The organism is Citrobacter sp. Cf116, assembly GCF_030336505.1.
Lineage (GTDB): Bacteria > Pseudomonadota > Gammaproteobacteria > Enterobacterales > Enterobacteriaceae > Citrobacter > Citrobacter freundii.
Map to the genome: position 1 here is coordinate 291647 of NZ_JAOWEQ010000037.1, position 23659 is coordinate 315305.

23 protein-coding genes are annotated in these 23659 nt (G+C 51.9%); 14 read left to right on the plus strand and 9 right to left on the minus strand.

What is annotated here, in order from left to right:
• The first annotated feature begins 6 nt into the window (after positions 1–6).
• The 3 genes from OGV74_RS10795 (at position 7) to OGV74_RS10805 (ending at position 3291) form a co-directional block, all read left to right on the plus strand.
• Complete coding sequence (locus tag OGV74_RS10795) at positions 7–282, plus strand: metal/formaldehyde-sensitive transcriptional repressor (RefSeq protein ID WP_003833178.1); 276 nt, start codon at positions 7–9, stop codon at positions 280–282.
• Positions 283–314: 32 nt separating this feature from the next.
• Positions 315–1433 carry an S-(hydroxymethyl)glutathione dehydrogenase/class III alcohol dehydrogenase gene (locus OGV74_RS10800; protein WP_003020293.1) on the plus strand — a complete coding sequence of 373 codons (1119 nt, stop codon included), beginning with the start codon at positions 315–317 and terminating at the stop codon, positions 1431–1433.
• Positions 1434–1602: 169 nt separating this feature from the next.
• On the plus strand, positions 1603–3291 hold the full coding sequence (locus tag OGV74_RS10805; protein WP_032949364.1) for a methyl-accepting chemotaxis protein: 1689 nt from the start codon (positions 1603–1605) through the stop codon (positions 3289–3291).
• A gap of 40 nt (positions 3292–3331) precedes the next feature.
• Here the strand turns inward: OGV74_RS10805 and pcaQ are convergent, their stop codons facing one another.
• Entirely contained in the window at positions 3332–4255 is a 924-nt protein-coding gene (pcaQ, locus tag OGV74_RS10810) for a pca operon transcription factor PcaQ (RefSeq protein ID WP_003020288.1), read from the minus strand.
• A gap of 231 nt (positions 4256–4486) precedes the next feature.
• On the opposite strand from pcaQ, the gene OGV74_RS10815 reads away from it, so the two are divergent.
• The 4 genes from OGV74_RS10815 (at position 4487) to OGV74_RS10830 (ending at position 9094) form a co-directional block, all read left to right on the plus strand.
• On the plus strand, positions 4487–5389 hold the full coding sequence (locus OGV74_RS10815) for a manganese-dependent inorganic pyrophosphatase (protein ID WP_048217783.1): 903 nt from the start codon (positions 4487–4489) through the stop codon (positions 5387–5389).
• A gap of 120 nt (positions 5390–5509) precedes the next feature.
• Positions 5510–6853 carry a 2-oxoadipate dioxygenase/decarboxylase HglS gene (gene hglS / locus OGV74_RS10820; RefSeq protein WP_286520786.1) on the plus strand — a complete coding sequence of 448 codons (1344 nt, stop codon included), beginning with the start codon at positions 5510–5512 and terminating at the stop codon, positions 6851–6853.
• 193 nt (positions 6854–7046) lie between these two features.
• A complete protein-coding gene (locus tag OGV74_RS10825; protein WP_086504113.1) occupies positions 7047–8702 on the plus strand; it encodes a glucan biosynthesis protein D in 1656 nt (551 codons plus the stop codon).
• Between the two features lie 167 nt (positions 8703–8869).
• On the plus strand, positions 8870–9094 hold the full coding sequence (locus OGV74_RS10830) for an HP1242/YdcH family protein (protein WP_003020276.1): 225 nt from the start codon (positions 8870–8872) through the stop codon (positions 9092–9094).
• Between the two features lie 66 nt (positions 9095–9160).
• Here the strand turns inward: OGV74_RS10830 and alr are convergent, their stop codons facing one another.
• Entirely contained in the window at positions 9161–10387 is a 1227-nt protein-coding gene (gene alr / locus OGV74_RS10835) for an alanine racemase (RefSeq protein WP_048217781.1), read from the minus strand.
• A gap of 218 nt (positions 10388–10605) precedes the next feature.
• Here alr and rimL point away from each other — a divergent pair, with 218 nt between their 5' ends.
• Complete coding sequence (rimL, locus tag OGV74_RS10840) at positions 10606–11151, plus strand: 50S ribosomal protein L7/L12-serine acetyltransferase (RefSeq protein WP_003836113.1); 546 nt, start codon at positions 10606–10608, stop codon at positions 11149–11151.
• On the opposite strand, the gene ydcK is transcribed toward rimL, so the two are convergent.
• Positions 11143–12123, minus strand: coding sequence for a YdcK family protein (ydcK, locus tag OGV74_RS10845; protein ID WP_086504112.1), 981 nt, complete (start codon positions 12121–12123; stop codon positions 11143–11145). The two genes, rimL and ydcK, sit on opposite strands and share 9 nt — an antisense overlap.
• Positions 12124–12236: 113 nt before the next feature.
• On the opposite strand from ydcK, the gene tehA reads away from it, so the two are divergent.
• The 3 genes from tehA to OGV74_RS10860 all read left to right on the plus strand — a co-directional run bounded on the left by tehA (position 12237) and on the right by OGV74_RS10860 (position 14674).
• Positions 12237–13238: a dicarboxylate transporter/tellurite-resistance protein TehA gene (gene tehA, locus OGV74_RS10850; protein WP_003020259.1), complete on the plus strand. Its 1002-nt coding sequence runs from the start codon at positions 12237–12239 to the stop codon at positions 13236–13238.
• Positions 13238–13834: a tellurite resistance methyltransferase TehB gene (tehB, locus tag OGV74_RS10855; RefSeq protein ID WP_003836119.1), complete on the plus strand. Its 597-nt coding sequence runs from the start codon at positions 13238–13240 to the stop codon at positions 13832–13834. Before tehA ends, tehB begins: the two co-directional genes overlap by 1 nt.
• Before the next feature lie 168 nt (positions 13835–14002).
• The gene (locus tag OGV74_RS10860) at positions 14003–14674 is read left to right on the plus strand and encodes a DUF3313 domain-containing protein (protein ID WP_003020253.1); all 672 of its coding nucleotides are present in this window, start codon (positions 14003–14005) and stop codon (positions 14672–14674) included.
• 37 nt (positions 14675–14711) lie between these two features.
• Here the strand turns inward: OGV74_RS10860 and OGV74_RS10865 are convergent, their stop codons facing one another.
• Positions 14712–15620, minus strand: coding sequence for a DMT family transporter (locus tag OGV74_RS10865; protein WP_086504111.1), 909 nt, complete (start codon positions 15618–15620; stop codon positions 14712–14714).
• Positions 15621–15805: 185 nt separating this feature from the next.
• Between OGV74_RS10865 and OGV74_RS10870 the strand changes: the two genes are divergently transcribed.
• Positions 15806–16675: an AraC family transcriptional regulator gene (locus tag OGV74_RS10870; protein WP_003836123.1), complete on the plus strand. Its 870-nt coding sequence runs from the start codon at positions 15806–15808 to the stop codon at positions 16673–16675.
• On the opposite strand, the gene OGV74_RS10875 is transcribed toward OGV74_RS10870, so the two are convergent.
• Positions 16658–17824, minus strand: a complete 1167-nt coding sequence (locus tag OGV74_RS10875; protein WP_199880179.1) for a benzoate/H(+) symporter BenE family transporter — start codon at positions 17822–17824, stop codon at positions 16658–16660. The two genes, OGV74_RS10870 and OGV74_RS10875, sit on opposite strands and share 18 nt — an antisense overlap.
• A 104-nt stretch (positions 17825–17928) precedes the next feature.
• Between OGV74_RS10875 and OGV74_RS10880 the strand changes: the two genes are divergently transcribed.
• Complete coding sequence (locus OGV74_RS10880) at positions 17929–18465, plus strand: helix-turn-helix domain-containing protein (RefSeq protein WP_003836127.1); 537 nt, start codon at positions 17929–17931, stop codon at positions 18463–18465.
• Between the two features lie 79 nt (positions 18466–18544).
• Positions 18545–20506 carry a peptidase U32 family protein gene (locus tag OGV74_RS10885; RefSeq protein WP_003020237.1) on the plus strand — a complete coding sequence of 654 codons (1962 nt, stop codon included), beginning with the start codon at positions 18545–18547 and terminating at the stop codon, positions 20504–20506.
• Positions 20507–20509: 3 nt separating this feature from the next.
• On the opposite strand, the gene OGV74_RS10890 is transcribed toward OGV74_RS10885, so the two are convergent.
• The 4 genes from OGV74_RS10890 to OGV74_RS10905 form a co-directional block, all read right to left on the minus strand.
• Complete coding sequence (locus OGV74_RS10890) at positions 20510–20740, minus strand: DUF2554 family protein (protein WP_003020233.1); 231 nt, start codon at positions 20738–20740, stop codon at positions 20510–20512.
• 189 nt (positions 20741–20929) lie between these two features.
• Entirely contained in the window at positions 20930–21055 is a 126-nt protein-coding gene (locus tag OGV74_RS10895; protein ID WP_003020230.1) for a DUF2474 domain-containing protein, read from the minus strand.
• Entirely contained in the window at positions 21055–22065 is a 1011-nt protein-coding gene (cydB, locus tag OGV74_RS10900) for a cytochrome d ubiquinol oxidase subunit II (protein ID WP_003020227.1), read from the minus strand. The genes OGV74_RS10895 and cydB overlap by 1 nt, the downstream gene beginning before the upstream one ends.
• The gene (locus OGV74_RS10905) at positions 22065–23468 is read right to left on the minus strand and encodes a cytochrome ubiquinol oxidase subunit I (protein ID WP_003020224.1); all 1404 of its coding nucleotides are present in this window, start codon (positions 23466–23468) and stop codon (positions 22065–22067) included. The genes cydB and OGV74_RS10905 overlap by 1 nt, the downstream gene beginning before the upstream one ends.
• Positions 23469–23659: the final 191 nt, after the last annotated feature.

The following is a 23659-nucleotide window of genomic DNA, read 5'->3' on the forward strand; positions in this document are numbered from 1 at the left end:
GGGCGTATGCCGCATTCACCCGAAGATAAAAAACGCATTCTCACCCGTGTACGCCGTATTCGCGGTCAGGTTGATGCGCTTGAGCGCGCACTGGAATCTGGCGAACCATGCCTGGCGATCCTGCAACAAATTGCCGCCGTACGCGGCGCATCCAATGGTCTGATGGGCGAAATGGTTGAGATCCACCTGAAAGATGAACTGGTCAGTGGGGAGACAACACCAGACCAGCGAGCTGTGCGCATGGCTGAGATCGGCCATCTTCTGCGTGCTTATCTAAAATAACACCATCACCTTGCAATAATGGGAAGAGACAAATGAAATCACGTGCAGCAGTTGCATTTGGCCCCGGCCAACCGTTAAAAATTGTTGAAATCGACGTCGCACCACCAAAGAAAGGTGAAGTGCTGGTTAAAATTACCCACACCGGCGTGTGCCATACTGACGCTTTTACGCTCTCAGGCGACGATCCGGAAGGCGTGTTCCCGGCGGTACTGGGCCATGAAGGCGGCGGCATTGTGGTTGAAGTGGGGGAAGGCGTCACCAGCCTGAAACCGGGCGATCATGTGATCCCGCTGTACACCGCAGAGTGCGGCGAGTGCAAGTTCTGTAAATCGGGTAAAACTAACTTGTGTCAGGCCGTGCGGGCGACACAGGGCAAAGGTCTGATGCCTGATGGCACAACGCGCTTCTCGTATAACGGCGAGCCGATTTATCACTATATGGGTACCAGTACCTTCAGCGAATATACCGTTTGCGCAGAGATCTCGCTGGCGAAGGTTAACCCGCAGGCTCCGCTGGATAAAGTGTGTCTGCTGGGATGTGGCGTGACCACCGGTATCGGAGCGGTCCATAACACCGCGAAAGTGAAGGAAGGCGATACCGTAGCCGTATTTGGTCTGGGCGGTATTGGCCTGGCGGTGATTCAGGGCGCGGTGCAGGCAAAAGCCGGGCGTATTCTGGCTGTTGATACCAATCCGGAGAAATTCAAATTGGCTGGTGAAATGGGCGCGACCGATTTCATCAACCCGAACGATTACGATAAGCCGGTACAGGACGTGATTGTTGAGCTCACCGACGGTGGCGTGGACTTTAGCTTTGAGTGTATCGGCAACGTTAACGTGATGCGTGCGGCGCTGGAGTGTTGCCATAAAGGGTGGGGCGAAAGCATCATCATTGGCGTGGCGGGTGCCGGTCAGGAGATCAAAACACGTCCGTTCCAGTTAGTAACCGGTCGCGTGTGGCGTGGTTCCGCGTTTGGCGGCGTAAAAGGGCGCACTCAGTTGCCGGGTATGGTCGAAGAAGCAATGAGCGGAAAAATTCAGTTAGATCCGTTTATTACGCATCGCCTGCCTCTGGAGCAGATTAACGAAGCGTTCGATTTAATGCATCAGGGTAAATCCATCCGTACCGTTATCCATTTTGGTGATAACTGATTCATTGGCCAGCGGATTTCACCGCTGGCACTTTCCTGAATTTTTTAGAATTATGTTGTGAAAGTGTGACGAATCCGGCGCTTTTCACGGTAAGTAAACTTCCCGGATTGCCGATGACTATCTAACGGGCGTGTTTTCACGCATAAACCCTACAAGAGAGTCGACGGTCATGGACAACACTACATCGATGCAAGCCCTGCATAAACTGGGCTTTCTGCATCAAATCCGACTGGTTCCGCTGTTTTCCTCCATTCTCGGTGGCATCCTTCTGCTATTCGCCTTAAGTTCCGGGCTGGCAGGTTATTTTCTTATGCAGGCCGATCGCGATCAGCGCGATGTAACCGATGAGATTCAGGTCCGGATGGGGTTATCTAACAGCTCTAACCACTTACGCACCGCGCGTATCAACATGATCCATGCTGGTGCGGCGAGCCGTATTGCTGAAATGGATGACATGAAGGCCAATATTGCCGAGGCAGAAAAACGTATTAAGCAATCGCAGGACGGTTTCAATACTTATATGGCTCGTGCGGTGAAAACTACTGCCGGAGAGGCGTTAGACGCTGAACTGAGCGCCAATTTCAAAGCCTATATCGATGGCTTACAGCCTATGCTCAAGTACGCTAAAAACGGCATGTTCGAGGCGATCATCAACCATGAAAATGAACAGGCCAGACCGCTGGACTCTGCTTACAACAAGGTATTGTTAAAGGCGATCGATATTCGTACCGCCAGGGCGAATCAGTTAAGCGAACAGGCGCACCAACGTACACAGCTTGGCATGGCCTTTATGCTGGGGGCATTCGTTCTTGCGCTGGCACTGACCGTGATGACGTTTATTGTTCTGCGCCGTACCGTTATTCATCCTCTGTTACGTGCGGCCCAGCGCATTGAGCAAATTTCAGAAGGGGACCTGACAATGCCAGAGGAACCCACCGGGCGCAGCGAAATTGGGCGCCTGAGCCGTCATCTGCAGACAATGCAACGGTCGCTGGCGAAAACAGTGGGCACGGTACGTCAGGGCGCGGAAGAAATCTACCGCGGTACCAGTGAGATTTCGGCGGGTAATACCGATCTGTCTTCACGTACCGAACAACAGGCCGCGGCGATTGAACAAACGGCGGCCAGCATGGAAGAGCTGACGGCTACGGTGAAGCAAAACGCCGACAACGCGCATCATGCGAGTACGCTGGCGGAAGATGCATCCGGCAAGGCCAGCCGGGGCGGTCAGATGGTCTCTGGTGTGGTGAAAACCATGGGCAATATCTCAACGAGCTCGAAGAAAATCTCTGAAATTACCGCCGTTATTAACAGCATTGCCTTCCAGACCAATATCCTGGCGCTGAACGCGGCGGTTGAGGCGGCGCGGGCAGGAGAGCAGGGGCGTGGGTTTGCAGTGGTGGCTAGTGAGGTCCGTACGCTGGCAAGCCGCAGCGCTCAGGCGGCAAAAGAGATAGAAGGATTGATCAGCGAATCAGTCCGACTGATTGACCAGGGTTCCGGAGAAGTCGTCGCGGCGGGCAATACGATGACGGATATTGTCGATGCGGTAAAACGCGTGACCGACATTATGCTGGAAATTGCGGCGGCCTCTGATGAACAAAGCCGGGGCATCGTCCAGGTAAGCCAGGCGATTTCAGAGATGGATAAGGTCACGCAGCAAAACGCCTCATTGGTTGAAGAAGCATCGGCTGCTGCGGCCTCTCTTGAAGAGCAGGCCGCACGCTTAACGGAAGCCGTCGGCACATTCCGTTTAACCGGGACAAGCGCAATAAAACGCGTTCCGGTAACTACTACGCCGGGTCATTCACGTCCGCAGGCGGCAACGGCCAGCGGCGATAATTGGGAAACGTTTTAATCATCAATAAAGGGACCATCTGGTCCCTTTATTTTTGGCATCAAAATGGTACGGTTTTGCGTATTGCGGCGATAAGGATCTGCGCGGCCTGAGAGAGTTGCACATCGACACGAGTAAGAATCCCGATGGGTTCACCCGCCCCGTGGGTAGGTATCGGCAACGATACCAGCGTCGCCTGGCGTAAATCCTCTCTAACCGCACCTGAAGGGACAAACCATACATAGTCGTAATCAACCGTCAGTTGGCGGGAGAGCGATGCTGAAAGTGTTTCAATGCAGCCTGGCGGCATTTTACAACCCTGACTTTGCAACAATGCTTCTGCGTGCTGGCGAGGCGCGGTTCCTTTTGGCGAAACCACCACCGGCCACTCCATTACCCGGCTTAATGTGATGGTTTCCTGCAACAACGGGTGGTTAGGGCGCACGACCAGTTTAAGTGATTCCAGAAACAACAATTCATAATTCAGACCGACCATCAATTCCGGATCGGCCATGCGACCAATGCCAAGGTCGATTTCCCCGGATTTTAAACCTGCCAGAATCATCGGATTGCTCATGGTGGCGACTTGTAGCGTGGTCTCCATTTGCTGCTTGTGGAAAGGACCAATTACCGCAGGCAGAATGCCCAGTGCCGCGGTGGGTAAGGCCCCAATCCGTACGACATCAGTCTGCGATTCTTCGCGCTGATTTAACGCTTGCCCGGCAGTGTTGAGCGCATCCAGCACTCTTACCGCGTGGGTAAGAAACTGCTCTCCTGGCAGCGTTAACTGTGCGCCAAGGCGGCCACGCTCAAAGAGCCGGGTCCCGGTCAGTTGCTCCAGTTCATTTAGCGTTTTGGAGAGAGCCGGTTGACTCAGGTTAAGGGTCTCAGCCGCGCGCCCCAACGTTCCCTGCTGTGCAACGGCGACAAAAGTATGAAGATGGCGCAAGCGAATGCGCTGATTGAACAGAACATTTTTTTCCATAAGCGATGTTAAAAACAGAGCCGTATCGGTGACAAGTAAAGTTGTTTGTTTTTGATAACCTGATAGCAAAATATTATTAACATTTATCATGTTTTACTTACAACTGATTTATTTTGCTTATGTTTTGTACAGCGTTGCTGGGTGGTGGGATCATGGAAGGGAGTATGTTCAGTCGTTATACTTTGGTTATTGTTTACTTTTGAACGATTTCTCTTCACAAGGCACTGATGAATGATACATGTAATAGGGCACCTTAATCCCGATAGCGATGCCATCTGCACCGCCGCAATGACGGCTCGTTGGCTTAGTTTACGTGGCCAGCAGGCGACGGCATGGCGTTTGGGCGAGCCTAACCGCGAAACGCAGTTTATCTTTGAGCATGCGGGGCTGACGATGCCTGAACGGTTGACGTTTGAACTGACCGATCGTGATGTCTGGCTGGTCGATTTCACCGAGCCTGCCCAGGGGCCGGAATCGTTGACAGAAAGTAACGTGGTGGGAATTATCGATCATCACCGACTTGGTGGGTTAGTCACCCGTCTGCCACCGGAAGTGTGGGTGAAGCCCGTCGGCAGTAGCGCAACCCTGCTGTGGCAACTGATGACGGAAGATGAACGCAACCAGTTATCTTCCGCTGAGGCTATTTTACTGCTCGGTGCCGTATTGAGTGACACTGTCACGCTTCGTTCACCAACGACCACCACTGACGATCGCCTGGCGGTTGATGCGCTGGCCCAAAAAACCGGAGTGGATCTTGACGCTTTCAGTCGCGACCTGCTGTCAGCCAAAACAAGCGTGGAAGGGATGAGCGCCCGCGAACTTTTGCAGAAAGACATTAAAACCTTCACCATCCATGGACATTCAGTCTGTGTAGCGCAGCTTGAACTGTATGCGCTGCAACAGGTGGATGCGGTGCTGGACGATCTCCGTCAGGAAATGGGGCGCTATGCAGAGGAAAAGAATGCTGCGTTGGTCGTGCTGATGCTCACCGACATCAATCTGGGTGACACCAGCCTGTGGTTTGCTGGAGCAGAACTTTCAGACATCCCGCAACCCTGCAAGGTAGAAGGTATGCTTAGCCGTAAAAAACAGATGCTCCCCTGGCTGGAAAGTCATTTGAAACCCCGTCAGTAGGTACTGTTCATCGTTTATATGGGTGGGAAGTTTACGCGGGGTCACACTTTGTAAATTCTTCCCACCGGAGTCAGCGGTGTTTTCTACACTCCAGGTAATATTCACTGGAGGCATGACATTATGGCGAACACCATCACGACAGATGAGATTCGGGAACAATTTTCGCAGGCAATGTCAGCAATGTACCAGCAGGAAGTCCCGCAATACGGCACGTTGCTGGAACTTGTCGCTGATGTGAATCTGGCGGTACTGGAAAATAATCCGACGCTGCATGAAAAACTGGCGAATGCGGATGAACTGGCCCGGCTAAACGTTGAGCGCCATGGCGCTATTCGAGTGGGTACCGCGCAGGAGCTTTCTACGCTGCGCCGAATGTTTGCCGTTATGGGCATGTATCCGGTGAGTTATTACGATCTCTCCCAGGCAGGCGTCCCCGTACATTCCACAGCCTTTCGTCCCATCGACGATGCCTCGCTATCGCGCAACCCGTTTCGGGTATTCACCTCGTTATTACGGCTCGAACTAATCGAAAACGCCGCGCTGCGGCAAAAAGCCGCTGAGATCCTCGCGAAACGCGATATTTTCACTCGCCGTTGTCACGAGCTGCTGGATGAATTTGATGCGCAGGGCAGTTTTACATCTGAACAGGCGCAAGAGTTTGTGCATGAAGCGCTGGAAACATTCCGCTGGCATCAGCACGCCACGGTCGATGAAGAGACCTATCACGCATTGCATAACGAACACCGGCTGATTGCTGATGTAGTGTGTTTCCCCGGTTGCCATATCAACCACCTGACGCCGCGTACGCTGGATATCGACCGGGTGCAGTCGATGATGCCGGAATGCGGCATTGAACCGAAAATACTGATTGAAGGGCCGCCACGCCGCGAGGTGCCCATTTTATTACGTCAGACGAGTTTCAAAGCGCTGGAAGAACCGGTGTTGTTTGCCGGTGAAATGCGCGGCACTCACACGGCACGTTTCGGTGAAATCGAACAGCGCGGTGTGGCCCTGACGCCGAAAGGCAGAGCGTTATACGACGAATTGCTGAATAAAGCGGGAACGGGGAAAGACAATCTGACGCACCAGTTACATCTTCAGGAGGTGTTCAAGGCGTTCCCGGACAGTGAGTTTCTGCTGCGCCAGCAGGGACTCGCCTGGTTTCGTTATCGACTGACGCCATCAGGCGAAGCGCATCGCCAGGCAATCCGTCCGGATGACGACCCGCAACCGCTCATTGAGCGAGGGTGGCTGGTTGCGCAACCCATCACTTACGAAGATTTTTTACCGGTGAGCGCCGCAGGGATTTTCCAGTCCAATCTGGGGAATGAAACGCAGGCTCGCAGCCACGGGAATTCCAGCCGCGACGCGTTTGAACAGGCGCTGGGTTGCGCGGTTTATGATGAGTTTGCGCTGTATCAGGAGGCGCAAGAGCGAAGTAAACGTCGGTGTGGTTTACTTTAATGGAATTTACATGGGATTCGGTCTGTTCCCATCGACATAAAATATTTTCGATTTTGTACAGATAATCGGCGACCAACAATTGGATTATTAATGAATTTTGTCTAGAGTGAGCGGTCAGAAATGTGCACTCTCTTGCCGCTGATTTTGACCGGCGCGGGACCATTTACACGACCAGAAGGACTCACTTTCAGGCATGAATCGCAGACGATTTATTAAAGGTTCAATGGCAATGGCCGCCGTGTGCGGAACCAGTGGTATTGCATCACTCTTTTCCCGCGCCGCCTTTGCGGCAGAGTCTGACATTGCAGACGGAAAAACCGTACGTTTTGATTTTTCCGTTCTGCAATCGATGGCCCATGACTTAGCACAGAAACCCTGGGGCGGCGCACCGCGCGCGTTACCGGACACGCTGGCGAAACTGACGCCGCAGGCCTACAACAGCATTCAATATGACGCAGAGCAGTCTCTGTGGAACAACGTTGAAAATCGTCAGCTTGATGCGCAGTTCTTCCACGTGGGAATGGGTTTTCGTCGCCGTGTACGTATGTTCTCGGTTGATGGCAGTACGCATATGGCGCGTGAAATTCACTTCCGTCCGGAACTGTTTAAATATAACGATGCGGGCGTGGATACCAAACAGCTGGAAGGGCAGACTGACCTCGGATTCGCCGGGTTCCGTGTTTTTAAAGCGCCAGAACTGGCCCGCCGCGATGTCGTTTCTTTCCTGGGGGCCAGCTATTTCCGCGCCGTGGATGACACCTATCAGTACGGTTTATCGGCCCGCGGTCTGGCGGTAGATACCTACACCGACAGCAAAGAAGAGTTTCCTGATTTCACCTCTTTCTGGTTCGAGACGGTTAAACCGGGCACAACCTCCTTTACCGTGTATGCACTTCTCGACAGCCCAAGCGTAACCGGTGCATTCAAGTTCGTGATCCACTGCGAGAAAACGCAGGTGATTATGGATGTACAAAACCACATCTATGCGCGCAAAGACATCAAACAGCTCGGCATTGCGCCGATGACCAGCATGTTCAGCTGCGGCAACAATGAGCGTCGGATGTGCGACACTATTCACCCGCAAATTCATGACTCCGATCGTCTGGCGATGTGGCGGGGCAATGGCGAGTGGATCTGCCGCCCGCTGAATAACCCGCAAAAGCTGCAGTTCAACGCCTATACCGATAACAACCCGAAAGGGTTTGGCTTGCTGCAACTCGATCGCGACTTCTCCCATTACCAGGACATCATGGGCTGGTATAACAAGCGTCCAAGCCTGTGGGTCGAACCGCGCAACCAGTGGGGCAAGGGGACCATCGGCCTGATGGAGATCCCGACGACCGGCGAAACGCTGGATAACGTTGTCTGCTTCTGGCAGCCTGAGAAGAAGATCAAAGCCGGCGATGAGCTGGAATTCAAATATCGCCTGTACTGGAGTGCTCAGCCGCCGGTGCGTTCACCGCTGGCTCGCGTGATGGCGACCCGGACAGGCATGGGCGGTTTTCCGGAAGGATGGGCGCCGGGCGAGCACTACCCGGAAAAATGGGCGCGCCGTTTTGCCGTTGATTTTGTTGGTGGCGATCTAAAAGCTGCTGCGCCGAAAGGCATTGAACCGGTGATTACGCTCTCAAGCGGTGAAGCGAAACAGATTGAGATCCTCTACGTGGAACCAATCGACGGTTATCGCATTCAGTTTGACTGGTATCCGACCTCTGACTCAACCGATCCGGTAGATATGCGTATGTTCCTGCGTTGTCAGGGTGACGCCATCAGCGAAACCTGGCTGTATCAGTACTTCCCACCAGCGCCGGATAAACGTCAGTACGTTGACGACCGCGAGATGCGTTAATCACTCTCTTTACGGCTCTCCTGATGGGGAGCCGTATCTGCATTCATCCTCATAACGATTCTGTACACTATTTACTCGATCCTGTTCGCATTTTTCTGTATGGCAAATGGGTACTCTGTGAGTGTGTATTTCTTATACACGTTCTTGTCCACTAACAGGGAGAAAGTATGTTTCCAGAATACAGAGACCTTATTTCCCGACTGAAATCCGAGAACCCTCGCTTTCTGTCCTTATTCGAAAAACACAACAGCCTTGATCATGAGATCTCCAGACTGGAAGGTTCGGATGGTCGGGGGTATAGCTTGGACATTGTTCGTCTTAAGAAACAGAAACTCCACCTGAAGGAAGATTTGCTCAAAATTTTGCAAAGAGAGAGTGTCAGTGAGAGCTAAGTAGAATGGCGCTTGCTGTGTAAAAGGGCTTCCAGCGAGAAAAGGAAGCCCTTCCTGTTTTAGGTGTTAATCGACCATCACGCGTTTGTTCGTCGCCCCCCAGAGGATCGACATTTCAGTGAACAGCGCGCCGCTAATTTCTTCGACTTCTTCTGCGCTAACCTGCGCATTTCCCTGTTTACCGAACAGTACCACTTCATCTCCAGATGCAACCTGCGGTAAATCGGTCACATCGACGATCACGGTATTCATGGATGTTTTACCCAGGACCGGAACCCGCTGGCCGCGGATCAGCACGTGTCCCGCGTTACTGAATACACGGCGATAACCATCGGCATAACCTGTCGGGATATTGGCCAGAACGGAATCACGTTTAAGGGTATAGGTTCTGTCATATCCGACGGTGTTTCCTTTGGGGTAATGGTTTACCGACGCGATGGCGGATTTAAATGTCATGACGCGTTTGTATTCGGTGCTGGCGATGGTATCGCCATAAAAAATACCGCCAACACGGACCATGTCGAGCCAGGATTCAGGAACGGTCAGGGTGGCGAACGTATTCGCGACATGCAAGGTGACATCTTCGCGTTTAAGCCCGGTAATTTTCAGTACCTGGGCCGATTGTGTATTGAAACGGGCCAGATCGCGTCTAACCACCGCAGCATCTTCTTCCGGGAAATGCGACATGATGCCAACAATTTTCAGGCCGGGTAATGCGGAAATGGCGCGGGCTTCTTCCAGACCTGCAGCGGTACTGACTTCCAGACCGTTACGCGACATACCGCCAGAGTTCAGTGCCAGATGAATACGAATAGTTTTACCTTTCTCCTGAGCAATGGCACTCAGACGCTTAGCCATATCCAGATTACCGATCAGCTCTTCGGTATCGAAGTCCGCTGCCTGGCGCATCTCTTTTTCCGTCGCGTTGCGAACGCGCATGAGCTGTGATGTATAGCCTGACCGGCGAACGGTTCTAATCTCCTCATTGCTGGCGATGCCAATACATTGCACGCCGTTTTGCATCATCACCGGTGTTACCAGTGAGAGATCGTGGCCATACGCGTCTCCTTTAAGAATGGCGCACATCCGGGTTTTATCTGCCAGCAGTTGCTGAACTTTATGAATGTTATATTCCAGTGCGCTACGGGAAATTTCCAGCGTGGTATTATCCACGACCTGTTGCTGATTGACTGCAAAGGGAACGGGGCCTGCTTGAGTGGAGGAAACGGGTTGGTGACAGGCGGTAATCAGTAAAAGCGGAATAAGTGCTAAACGACCCAAAGGTGCTGCCATGCTTGCTCCTTAGCAATAAAGTGAAAGTGTTATTGTCATCATTACGGTCTATCCATGAAGGGATACCCGGATCACCAGAGTAACGGGTTCCACGCCAGAGATTCTTTCTAAGTGATTGCTGTTACAGCATAAAAATAAGACTTCCCCGACTCTAAACAGAGTAATATCGGCTACTGCCAGTCAGAAATGCCCCGTTTACGATTGCGAAGGAGATAAACATGTCAGAAATAATAATCGTTAGTGACGCGCTGGAACTGCGTGCCGTCGAAGAACAACACGTCACCCCTCTGCATCAATTGGTGCTTAAAAATAAAGTCTGGCTCCAGCAGTCGCTGAACTGGCCGCAGTTTGTGACTTCTGTGGAGGACACCCGCAAGAATGTGCAGGGCAATATGATGTTGCACCAGCGCGGCTACGCCAAAATGTTCCTTATTTTCGAACAAGGGGAGGTGGCTGGCGTTATCTCGTTTAACCAGATAGAACCGCTGAACAGAGCCGCTTATATTGGTTATTGGCTGGACGAAGATCACCAGGGCAAAGGTATTCTGTCTCAGGCGCTACAGGCATTGATTCAGCATTATGCGCAGCGCCAGGAGATTCGCCGCTTCGTGATTAAATGTCGTGTAGATAACGTCAAGAGCAACCAGGTGGCGTTGCGTAATGGCTTTCAACTGGAAGGATGCTTACGACAAGCGGAGTTCCTCAATGGCGATTACTATGATGTGAATCTCTATGCCCGCATCATTGATGACTCTTCAGAATAAACCGGCGATAGGGGTGCGCGTAATACGTTGTTCGCCGTTGATCACTTTTGGCCCGCGCAGATGGATCGCATCGCCATCAAAGGCTTCAACTTGGGCCTGACCGGTTATCTCAATATGATGCTCGATCAGCACTTCACCCAGAATACAGGCGTGGCCTTCAATCAGGATGTGCCCATCCAGCAGAATTGGGCCGCCGCGTAATTTTGCATGCCCCCCGACCAGCACATGGTGTTTCAGCACACAATTACCTTCAACCTCCGCGTGTTCCGCCACCTGCGAGCTATAGCGCAGGGTAGGAATGGCGTCTTCATCAGTTCCGGCGATGACACGCGCATGTCCATAGACTTTAGCGCAATCGCAGATCCAGACATTATTCTCTTCGTTACCTTCTACCCGTGCAAAATCAAAAACTTCAGCCCGATGTTCTATAAAGGCATAGTTAATCATCGCATCACCATAGATCTGCACCTGATGCACCACGCGTGAATTGCTGACTGTCGCCCGATCGTAAATTTGCAGGAGCTGGTCGTTTTCACGAGTTAGTCCTTTGGCGGCGATAATTTCAGAGTCACACACAACGCGCGCATCACCGCAGAGAAGGCACTCTCCGCGAACAACAGAATCCCGAATGGTGACGTTGTCACGTATTTGCGCGTTATCGCTGATTTCTGCTCGGTCAATCCAGGCGGCATCACCAATCTGCGCGCCATCTCTGACCACGCTTGCCTGTGTAATACGGGCATTTCCGGATATCGTCGCGCCGGAAAACGCGAGCGCATTCTCATCGTAAATCCAGCAATCACCACTTTGCGAAAGCACGCTTTCATCATCAATCCAGCCACCGAGCGTACCGGCTTTAACATCATTAAAATCAATGAGCGCAATTATCTGGCGTAGTAATACGCTCTTTTTATTGCCATTATCCTGGTAACTAAAGGCGCGAGGTTCATCGCCCAGACGATATTTGGTCATAGCTCATTTCCATGTTGCGCACCTTAGTTAAACGTAGCAAAGTTTTCCGTACTGGCTAAATTCGTGGAAATTCCATAAAATGCATTTCAAATATACTTTAAAAAATAAACAAAATGAGTAAGAGCAAGCAAAGTGAGCGAGTCCTCAATCTTCCGGCCGGTTATTTTGGCATGGTACTGGGCATCATCGGGATGGGGTTCGCGTGGCGATATGCCAGCCAGGTATGGCCTGTAAGCCACTGGATTGGCGACGGTTTAGTGATCCTTGCGATGGTCATCTGGGGATTGTTGACGCTGGCCTTTATTAGTCGTTTACTGCGTTTTCCTCATAGCGTACTGGCGGAAATTCGTCATCCGGTGATGAGCAGTTTTGTCAGTCTGTTTCCGGCTACAACGATGCTGGTCGCGATTGGTTTTGTCCCGTGGTATCGACCGCTGGCAATTGTGTTGTTCAGCATCGGCGTGGTGATACAGCTGGCGTATGCAGCCTGGCAAACGGCTGGATTATGGCGTGGCGAGCACCCGGAAGAGGCCACCACACCGGGCCTGTATCTGCCAACCGTTGCCAATAACTTTATCAGCGCCATGGCCTGTGGTGCGCTTGGCTTCAACGATGCCGGGTTGGTGTTTTTGGGCGCAGGGGTATTTTCCTGGCTCAGCCTCGAGCCGGTTATTCTGCAGCGTTTACGAAGCTGCGGCGAGCTGCCAACGGTTTTACGGACTTCACTTGGTATACAACTGGCGCCTGCGCTGGTCGCCTGTAGCGCGTGGCTTAGTGTGAACGGTGGCGAGGGAGATACGTTAGCCAAAATGCTGTTCGGCTATGGTCTGCTGCAACTTCTGTTTATGCTACGCCTGATGCCGTGGTATTTGTCACAGCCGTTTAATGCGTCTTTCTGGAGCTTCTCGTTCGGCGTATCGGCACTGGCGACTACGGGGCTGCATTTAGGGCACGGCAGCGAGTCAGGTTTTTTTCATACGCTGGCGATCCCGCTGTTTATTTTTACCAATTTTATCATTGCGCTATTACTGATACGTACGTTTGCATTGCTGATGCAGGGAAAACTGCTTATTCGCACCGAACGTGCTGCATTACTGAAATCTGAGGATAAATAATGATCCGTTGTGACGAAAACTACTTTACTGAGAAATATGATTTGACCCGCACGCATTCCGATGTCGTCGACGCGGCAAAAATTGTTGCCCCGGGCAAAACGTTAGATCTGGGCTGCGGGAATGGCCGTAACAGTCTGTACCTGGCGGCCAACGGTTATGACGTTACCGCATGGGACAAGAATCCGATGAGCATCGCCAATCTGGAACGCATTAAAAACGCGGAAGGGCTGACTAATCTGCACGCTGAGGTGGCGGATCTCAATGCGCTAAACTTTGACGGTGAATACGATTTTATTCTTTCTACCGTGGTGATGATGTTCCTGGACGCGAAAACCATCCCGGGCCTGATTGAAAATATGCAGCGCTGCACCAACCCAGGTGGGTATAACCTGATCGTCGCGGCAATGGATACCGATGATTTTCCGTGCACCGTTGGGTTCCCGTTTGCGTTTAAAACAGGGGAGTTACGCCGCTACTACACAGGTTGGGATCTGCTGAAATATAACGAAGACGTAGGTGAACTTCATCGTACGGATGAGCACGGCAACCGAATTAAACTACGCTTTGCAACAATGCTGGCGCGTAAAACGGTCTGACCTGCCCATTTGTGATAACTCTTTCTACGTTCAGCATTTTTTTCGTGCTGAATATTAAGAAAACGTTAAGATAAAATTGTGCGGGCCTTACCATTTTTAGTTCATCCAAAATGATTTCCTTTTGCTATTATTTCAGATGCATATCTGCAAATACTAAGGGATCGTTCCATGCGTGCTCAAACTTTATTTAAAGTTGCAGTGCTTACGGGTTTACTGGCGTTATCAGGCTGTGCTTCAAAAATTACGCAGCCTGATAAATATTCAGGTTTTTTAAAAGATTACTCCGGCCTGAAGGAAACAAAATCTGCAACCGGACAGCCGGTGCTGCGTTGGGTTGATCCCAACTTTAATGAGTCTAAATACGATAACATCGTTTATAACCCGATCACGTATTATCCGGTTCCTAAACCAACCACCCAGGTCGGTCAGCAGGTTCTTGATAAGCTGTTGAGCTATACCAATACCCAAATGAAAACTGCCCTGGCAAAACGTAAACCGCTGGTTACGACGCCAGGCTCGCGCAGTCTGATTTTCCGCGGGGCAATCACCGGTGTTGCTACCAGCAAAGAAGGGCTGCAGTTCTATGAAGTGGTCCCGGTTGCACTGCTCGTTGCGGGTACGCAAATGGCGACGGGGCACCGTACCATGGACACGCACCTCTTTTTCGAAGGTGAGTTGATTGATGCGGCAACCAATAAACCTGTCATTAAAGTTGTACGTCAGGGTGAAGGTAAAGACCTGAACAACGAAAGTACGCCGATGGCGTTCGAAACGTTGAAGAAAGTTGTTGATGACATGGCGACTGATGCTTCCATGTTTGACGTAAATAAAAAACAATAATAACGAAGAACGCACCATCCCTGGATGGTGCGTTTTTTTATGCCGCCCGGCGACGATATACGAGTTTACCCATCAGCGTTTCTGGTCGGGCAAACATCACCAGATTCCCCAGCAAAATCAATACTAATCCCACAATCGCATTAACCTGCCAGACATACCCTTCATACAACGTAGACAGCGTTAGCGCCACCAGTGGAAAAAGAAGTGTACTGTATGCCGCTTTACTGGGACCAATGCGTCCGACCAGCGTGAAATAGGCGCCGAAGGCGATTACCGAACCAAAAATAGCCAGATACAACAGCGCACTGAGATAACTGAAGGTCCACTGTGGCGTGAAGCTGTCGCCGCGCACCAGCGCAATGGTAGCAATCAACACGGTGCCGTACAGCATCGCCCAACTGTTGGTGGTCATCACCTCGAGACCTTTTTTCTGATGACGCAGACTTATCATATTGCCCAGTGAGAAACCAAAAGTGCCGAGGGCGCTTAAACCAATCCCCAGCAGCAGCGAGTGATTCAACCCGCTGTTGACCAAATCCTGCCAGAACAAGGTGACGATACCTGTCAGCCCCAGCCCGGCGGCAATATAAAAGCGTCCTGGTGGTTTTTGACCAAAAAACAGGTAGCTATTAACCGCATTGAACAGGACCGCCATCGAGAAAATGACGGATTCGAGACCAGTATTGATCCACGCAGCGGCAGTGTAAAAACACCAGAAGTTAAAGCAAAAAACGCATCCACCTTGTAACAGACAAAACAGATGGTCGCGTCCGGAAAGCTTACGCAATTTCCCGCTGATCAGCAGGATGGCTATCATCACGGTGCTGGCGATGGCAAAGCGCCAGAAGATGGAAACCGGCGCCGCAACCGGGCCTTGTTGCAGGTAAATCGCAATCCATGTCGTTCCCCAAATCACCACCACCAGGCAGTACAACAGTCCGTTCATACAACTCTCTCTTTTTGGTCTTCAGGCGCACACTGTGCCACGTCGGGTAGCAGGGGGCTTTCATCGGCTTGCGGTGGACTTGCAAAATCTTGCGCTTTTTTTAGTGTAAAGGTGAAAAGGAAGCTGTTAACGATATGTAGCTGATATAGACTGAAAGCCTGCTAACTTATTTTGAATGTGATGGTATGTCTCAGCCCTACGGTGCCTTTGAAAACTTACGCAAACACAATGCCGTGCTGCATGAATCAGTTGCGTTACATTCGGGGATCCAACTGGCTGCCTGGTCAAACAAGCGCGACACCATTACCCAGTATTGCGATCACCACACGCTCAGTTTATACATCGCGGATGGCTACGAGAGTTATCACAAAACGGCGGGAGGCTGGAAGAATGGCGGCGGACCGGATCGTTTTTGCCTGATGCCAAAAGAGAGCGAATCCAGTTGGGATATTCGCGACGATCTTTCCTTTGTTCATCTCTATTGTACTGACGCTCACCTGCGCGAAGTGGGTGAAAAAGTCTGGGACAAAAGCCCCTATAGCTTCACGCTGGACGAGCATACTTTTGGCAGCGACCCGGGGATCACGGCGGTTTACCGTCAGTTTTTGCTTGGTAACGACTGGCTGCAACCCGCTAATCACCTCACGCTTAGCGCGGCATCTTCACTACTGTTAACGCATCTGATCCAGCATTACAGCAACGTTCAATGGCGACTTCCCGTTGTTACCGGAGGGCTTGCACCTGCCACCTTGCGCAACGTGCTGGCCTATATTGAAGCACATCTGGCGTATCCCATAACGTTGAGCGATCTGGCTGGTGAGGCAGCGCTAAGCGAATTCCATTTTGCCAGAATGTTTCGCCAGTCGATGAATATGGCGCCGCATCAGTACGTCATGCAACGCCGTATGGCACTGGCGCAGCAACTGGTCTGTTATTCATCACGCAGCCTGTCGGATATTGCAATGGCCTGCGGATTTAGCTCGGCGAGTCATTTCAGTAACCGGTTTAAACAAGTGACAGGTAAAACACCAACGCAGCTACGCGCGGCGAAATAACGTCAACACTGCGTAGCAAATACCGCCTACAACCAGCCCCCAGAATGCAGACCCAATGCCAAATACCGTCAGACCACTGGCCGTAACCAGAAAAGTCACGATGGCCGCATCGCGTTCAGCTTCATTATGTAAGGCTTGATATAAACTACCGCTAATCGTGCCGAGTAATGCAAGACCAGCAAGCATCTGGATCCAGCTTACGGGCAGGGCTGCCATCAGTCCTGTAACCGAACCGCCAAACACCCCAGCCAGAAGATAGAAGACGCCTGCTGCCGCTGCGGCGAGCCAGCGCCGATTTGCATCCGGATGCGCTTCAGGACTTTGGCAAATTGCGGCGGTTATGGCGGCGATGCAAATGGAATAGACGCCAAAAGGTGAAAATAGCAGCGCCAGTAGACCCGTAAAAACTATCAGAGGGGAAACGGGTAACGAATATCCTGATGCTTTCATGGTCGCAATACCGGGGGCATTTTGCGAAGCCATAGTGACCAGAAATAACGGTAGTGCAATGCTGATACTGTGGGCTAATGAAAAGTGCGGGGTAACAAACGCTGGGATAACCGGTGACAGATTAACATCATTAGTGACAATGTCACCTTTCATCAAGGCGATGGCAATACCCACTAACATCGCAGCGATAACGGCATATCTTGGGGCAATAACTTTTAGCACCAGCCATGCCACCAGCATACTACCGCACAAAATAAGCTCACTGTTCAGGCTATTAAATGCCTGCAAACCAAAACGCAGTAAGATCCCAGCCAACATGGCTGATGCCAGCGAGTGGGGAATGATTTTCATCAGGCGGGCAAACAGTCCGGTTACGCCGCACAGCACAATCAGCGCGTTAGCCACGATAAAAACGCCGATGGCATCCTGAATAGATACCCCGTGCAGGCCCGTCACCAGCAGCGCGGCACCGGGCGTTGACCATGCGGTAAGTACAGGAGCGCGATACCACAATGTCAGCACCAGCGTACTGACCCCCATTGCTAACCCCAGTGCGGTCATCCAACCTGCAATTTGCCCGGTAGTCGCACCTGCGGCGAGTGCCGCTTGCCAGATAATGGCCGCCGAACTGGCATAGCCAACCAGGACCGCCACAAAACCCGATAATACAGTGGGCAGGGGGATGGAGAATGCACGCATATTCACTCCGTGTGCGTTATAACGGTCAATCACTGTAGCACTGTGCGTTATAGCGTACAAGTGCTAAACTGTAGCCCCGAGTAAGGAGAGCGACGAAGGAGAAAATGGACAACTTAACCCACTATCTGGCCACAACGCTCAGGACATTACGTCACCAGCGGGAATGGAGTCTTTCGCGTCTGGCGGAGGAAACTGGCGTCTCAAAAGCGATGCTGGGGCAGATTGAACGTAATGAATCCAGTCCAACGGTGGCGACATTGTGGAAAATCGCCACTGGGCTGAACGTCCCGTTTTCAACGTTTATTTCACCACCAGAGTCAGACGGCACGCTAACATTCGATCCCCAGCAGCAGGCAATGGTCGTCACGCCGTTGTTCCCGTGGGATCCTCAACTGTGCTTCGATCATTTTTCGATACTATTGGCGCCCGGCGCGCTCAGTGAATCTACTCCGCATGAGACCGGCGTAATAGAGCACGTGGTGGTGATTAATGGTCTGCTGGATATGTGTATTGAGGGGCAGTGGCGCACCCTTAAATCTGGTGAGGGTGTCCGTTTCGCCGGAGATATGGCACACAGTTACCGTAACAGCAGCGAACAAACGGTGCACTTTCATTCGCTGATCCATTACCCGCGCAGTTAATCGGGAAAACTATTCCGAAAAGCTGCGCTTGTGACTACAATAGCCGCCATTTTTACCGCTTGTGGATGGTAACAACTGTATGCGCCAGCAGCCTCATCACCTTGAATTGTTAAGCCCGGCTCGGGATACCGCCATTGCGCGCGAAGCCATTTTGCACGGCGCAGACGCCGTTTACATTGGTGGACCGGGTTTTGGCGCGCGCCATAACGCCAGTAATAGCCTGAAAGATATCGCCGAACTGGTGCCTTTCGCCCATCGCTATGGGGCGAAAATCTTTGTGACGCTAAATACTATCTTGCACGATGATGAACTGGAACCCGCGCAGCGGTTAATTACCGATTTGTATCAGACCGGTGTTGATGCTCTGATCGTACAGGATATGGGGATTCTGGAACTGGATATTCCCCCGATTGAACTGCATGCCAGCACCCAATGTGATATTCGCAGCGTTGAGAAGGCGAAATTTCTTGCTGATGTCGGATTCACCCAGATTGTCCTTGCGCGCGAACTGAGCCTTGAGCAAATTAACGCCATCCATCAGGCTACCGATGCGACCATTGAGTTTTTCATTCACGGCGCGCTGTGCGTTGCCTATTCAGGTCAGTGTTATATTTCACATGCGCAAACCGGACGCAGTGCTAACCGTGGCGACTGTTCCCAGGCTTGCCGTCTGCCGTATACCCTGAAAGACGATCAGGGACGCGTGGTGTCCTATGAAAAACACCTGCTGTCGATGAAAGACAACGATCAGACCGCCAACCTCGGCGCATTGATTGACGCAGGTGTGCGTTCCTTCAAAATTGAAGGGCGCTATAAGGACATGAGTTATGTAAAGAATATTACCGCGCATTATCGCCAGATGCTCGATGCCATCATTGAAGAGCGCGGCGACCTGGCCCGTTCATCAGCGGGACGTACCGAACATTTCTTTACCCCATCCACGGAGAAAACCTTCCATCGTGGCAGCACCGATTATTTTGTGAATGCCCGTAAAGGGGATATCGGCGCATTCGACTCACCAAAGTTTATCGGTTTGCCGGTCGGCGAAGTCCTGAAGGTGGCGAAAGATCATCTCGATGTTGAGGTAACAGAACCGCTGGCTAACGGGGATGGCCTGAACGTGCTAATCAAACGTGAGGTTGTTGGATTCCGCGCCAACACCGTGGAAAAAACGGGGAACAATCGTTATCGGGTATGGCCGAATGAAATGCCTGCCGATCTGCACAAAGTGCGTCCACATCATCCGCTGAATCGCAACCTCGATCATAACTGGCAGCAAGCGTTAACCAAAACCTCCAGTGAACGCCGTGTTGCGATCGATATTGAGCTCGGCGGCTGGCAGGAGCAGTTGATTCTGACGCTCACCAGTGAAGAGGGCGTGAGCATCACCCATACGCTGGATGGCCAGTTTGAGGAAGCGAACAATGCGGAAAAAGCGTTGAGTAACCTACAGGACGGACTGGCAAAACTTGGGCAGACGATGTACTACGCCCGCAATATTCAGGTGAATCTGCCGGGCGCGCTGTTCGTGCCAAACGGTCAACTAAATCAGTTACGACGTGAAGCCGTTGATATGCTGGATACAGCGCGCCTGCAAAGCTATAAGCGCGGCAGCCGCAAACCAGTATCCCAGCCAGCGCCGGTTTATCCGCAAACGCACTTGAGTTTCCTGGCTAACGTCTACAACCAAAAAGCGCGTGAGTTTTATCACCGTTATGGCGTTCAGTTGATTGATGCAGCTTATGAAGCGCATGAAGAAAAGGGCGAAGTACCGGTGATGATCACCAAACATTGCCTGCGCTTCGCCTTTAACCTGTGTCCGAAACAGGCGAAAGGGAATATCAAGAGCTGGAAAGCGACACCAATGCAACTGGTTAACGGCGATGAAGTCCTGACGCTGAAATTTGATTGCCGACCGTGCGAAATGCACGTGATCGGCAAGATGAAACATCACATTCTGAAGATGCCGTTGCCGGGTAGCGTCGTGGCTTCGGTCAGTCCGGAAGAACTGATGAAGACACTGCCGAAGCGTAAAGGTTAATCGTTAGCTCAGATGCGTATCGGGTTTGCGTGATTTTTGCCAGTGATGGTGTTCACGAAGATCGGCGGCGGATTCTTCCGCCGTCACTCGCAGCTCATCACTGTCGGCCGTGTGTCGTAGTAAATGATCGGCATCTTGCACCTGAAGATATTCATGTCCCTGATTAGTAGCGAAAAGTTGACCGGAAAAAAGCGCGCTGGCCAGCAATAACACTGTTAACCCTTTCTTAAACATCATGCACCCTCTGGTACGTTAGCTGCGGAATTGGCGATAATTTCGCCTGGTGACTATTCAATATTTTAATCGGGATAATGACAATCTCTGTTTTGTCATTTCGATGTTTTTTACATTTTTGTTTAGTCGATGTTGGGTTTTGTAACACCCGGGCAGTGCAGCGCTGCCCGGGTGTTATCACGGAGAGATTCAGGACTTAAATCCGGCGGCCGTCATCAGGAGACGAAAGAACATGCCAACAGCGGCGAGGGCCAGCACGCTGCCGCCCCAGAGGATCACCAGCCACATCAGGCGTTTCCAGATTGTTTGTTGCATCAATGATACCCCTCACCATGTTGAACTTTGCCGCGGAAAACGTAGTAGCTCCAGAAGGTGTACACCAGGATTATCGGGATAATCAGCAGTGCGCCAACCAACATAAAGCCCTGACTTTGTGCCGGAGCCGCCGCTTGCCAGAGCGTAATGGACGGCGGAATGATGTGTGGCCAGATACTGATCCCCAGTCCGCTAAACCCGAGGAAAATCAGCCCCAGTGTCAATACAAAAGGCAGCGTATGGCAGTTATGTTGCCCCAGTGAACGCCACAGCCAGATACTGATAAGCGCAACCAGCAGCGGAACCGGCATCAGGAACCACAGGTTGGGCAGACTAAACCAACGCTCGGCAATCGCGCTATGCGCCAGTGGTGTCCACAGGCTGATAATGGCAATCACAATCAACATTGCCAGCAGCAGTTTTTTGGCCACGCGACGCATTTTATCCTGCAACGGATTTTCACTTTTCATCACCAGCCATGTCGCCCCCAGCAGGGCATAGGCTACAACCAGGCCAACGCCGCAGAACAACGTGAACGGGGTCAACCAGTCGAAAGGACCGCCGCTGTAGCTGCGTCCGGTAACGGAAAATCCGTTGAGTACGGCACCCACCACCACGCCCTGGGTGAATGTCGCCAGGATTGAACCGCTGAGAAAGGCTTTATCCCAGAATGGTCGATGCGCCGGCGTGGCCTTGAAGCGAAACTCAAACGCGACGCCGCGAAAAATCAGGCCGATTAGCATCAGGGTCAACGGGATCGTCAGCGCATCGACAATCACCGCATAGGCCAGCGGGAACGCGCCAAATAACCCGGCCCCGCCCAACACCAGCCAGGTTTCATTCCCATCCCATACGGGAGCGACGCTGTTAACCATCACATCGCGGTCATCAGCGTCCTGAATCGCGGGGAATAAAATGCCAATCCCGAGATCAAAACCGTCCATCACGATATACATCAGCGTGGCGAATACGATAATCACAAACCAGATAACTGATAAATCGATACCCATTAGCGATGAGCCTCCGGTTGAGAATCAAGGACGGCAGCCGAAAGCGGCCGGGCAGGCGTGCCGGTTGGCGGAATTGTTGGGTCATCTTCATGTGGCCCCTTGCGGATCAGGCGTATCATGTAGCTGTAACCCACACCAAACACTGAGCTGTACACCACAAAGAAGGACAGCAGGCTGATGCTCATATGTAAATCACCATGTGCGGAAACCGCATCCGCCGTACGTTGCAGACCGTAAACCACCCACGGTTGACGGCCAACTTCAGTGGTCACCCAACCGGCAAGGATGGCAATCAGACCTGAGGGGCCCATCCACAAGGCAAAGCGCAGGAAAGGGCGCGAGGTGTATAAACGCTGCTTATAGCGCAGCCACAGGGCAAAAGCGCCCAGCAGGATCATCAGCATGCCTAGCCCGGCCATTATGCGAAACGACCAGAACACCATAGTTGAGTTAGGCCTGTCTTCTTTAGGAAACTCTTTTAGTGCCGGGACCTGTTTGTCCAGGCTATGGGTCAGGATCAGACTGCCCAGCGCCGGGATTTCCAGCCCATAGCGGGTGCGTTCCTGCTCCATATCCGGCCAGCCGAAGAGTAGTAGCGGGGTCGGTTCGCCGGGCGGATTTTCCCAGTGCCCTTCAATCGCAGCAATTTTTGCCGGCTGATGCTTTAGCGTATTCAAACCGTGCATATCGCCAATCAAAGCCTGCAGCGGGGCGACGATTAACGTCATCCATAGCGCCATTGAGAACATCGCGCGAATAGCCGGGGTGTTATTCCCGCGCAATAAATGCCATGCACCTGACGCTGCGACAAACAACGCGCTGCTGAGGAAAGCGGCAACGGACATATGCAGTAAACGATAAGGGAATGAAGGATTGAAAATAACGGCGAACCAGTCAACGGGAACGACCTGGCCGTTAACTATTTCATAGCCTTGCGGTGTCTGCATCCAGCTGTTAGAGGCGAGGATCCAGAAGGTTGAAATAATGGTACCCAGTGCGACCATGCAAGTGGCAAAGAAGTGAAGCCCTGGGCCAACCCGGTTCCAGCCAAACAGCATTACCCCGAGAAAACCGGCTTCAAGGAAGAAGGCAGTGAGCACTTCATAGGTCAGAAGCGGCCCGGTGATGCTACCGGCGAACTCGGAAAAACCACTCCAGTTGGTACCGAACTGATAAGCCATCACCAGCCCGGAAACTACACCCATACCAAAGTTTACGGCGAATATTTTCGACCAGAAATGGTATAGCGAACGCCAGGTGGGATTTTTCGTCTTTAGCCATAACCCCTCAAGTACTGCCAGATAACTGGCGAGGCCGATGGTAATGGCCGGAAAGATGATGTGAAAGGATACCGTAAACGCGAACTGGATCCTCGCCAGGTGAAACGCGTCAAGACCGAACATGCTTAACTCCGCAGGCAAAATTGATTTGGCGCAATTCTAAGCCTGAGAAGCAATGCGGGGCAGAAACAGAACAGTTCTTTTTAACCATAACAGTTGCAGTGCTGTTATAGGTTGTACACGCTGATATGAAATCTGGAAGCTGGATTCCTGTTATTAAATAGCGTCCTCCCCACGTTAGTGATTTTGCGATA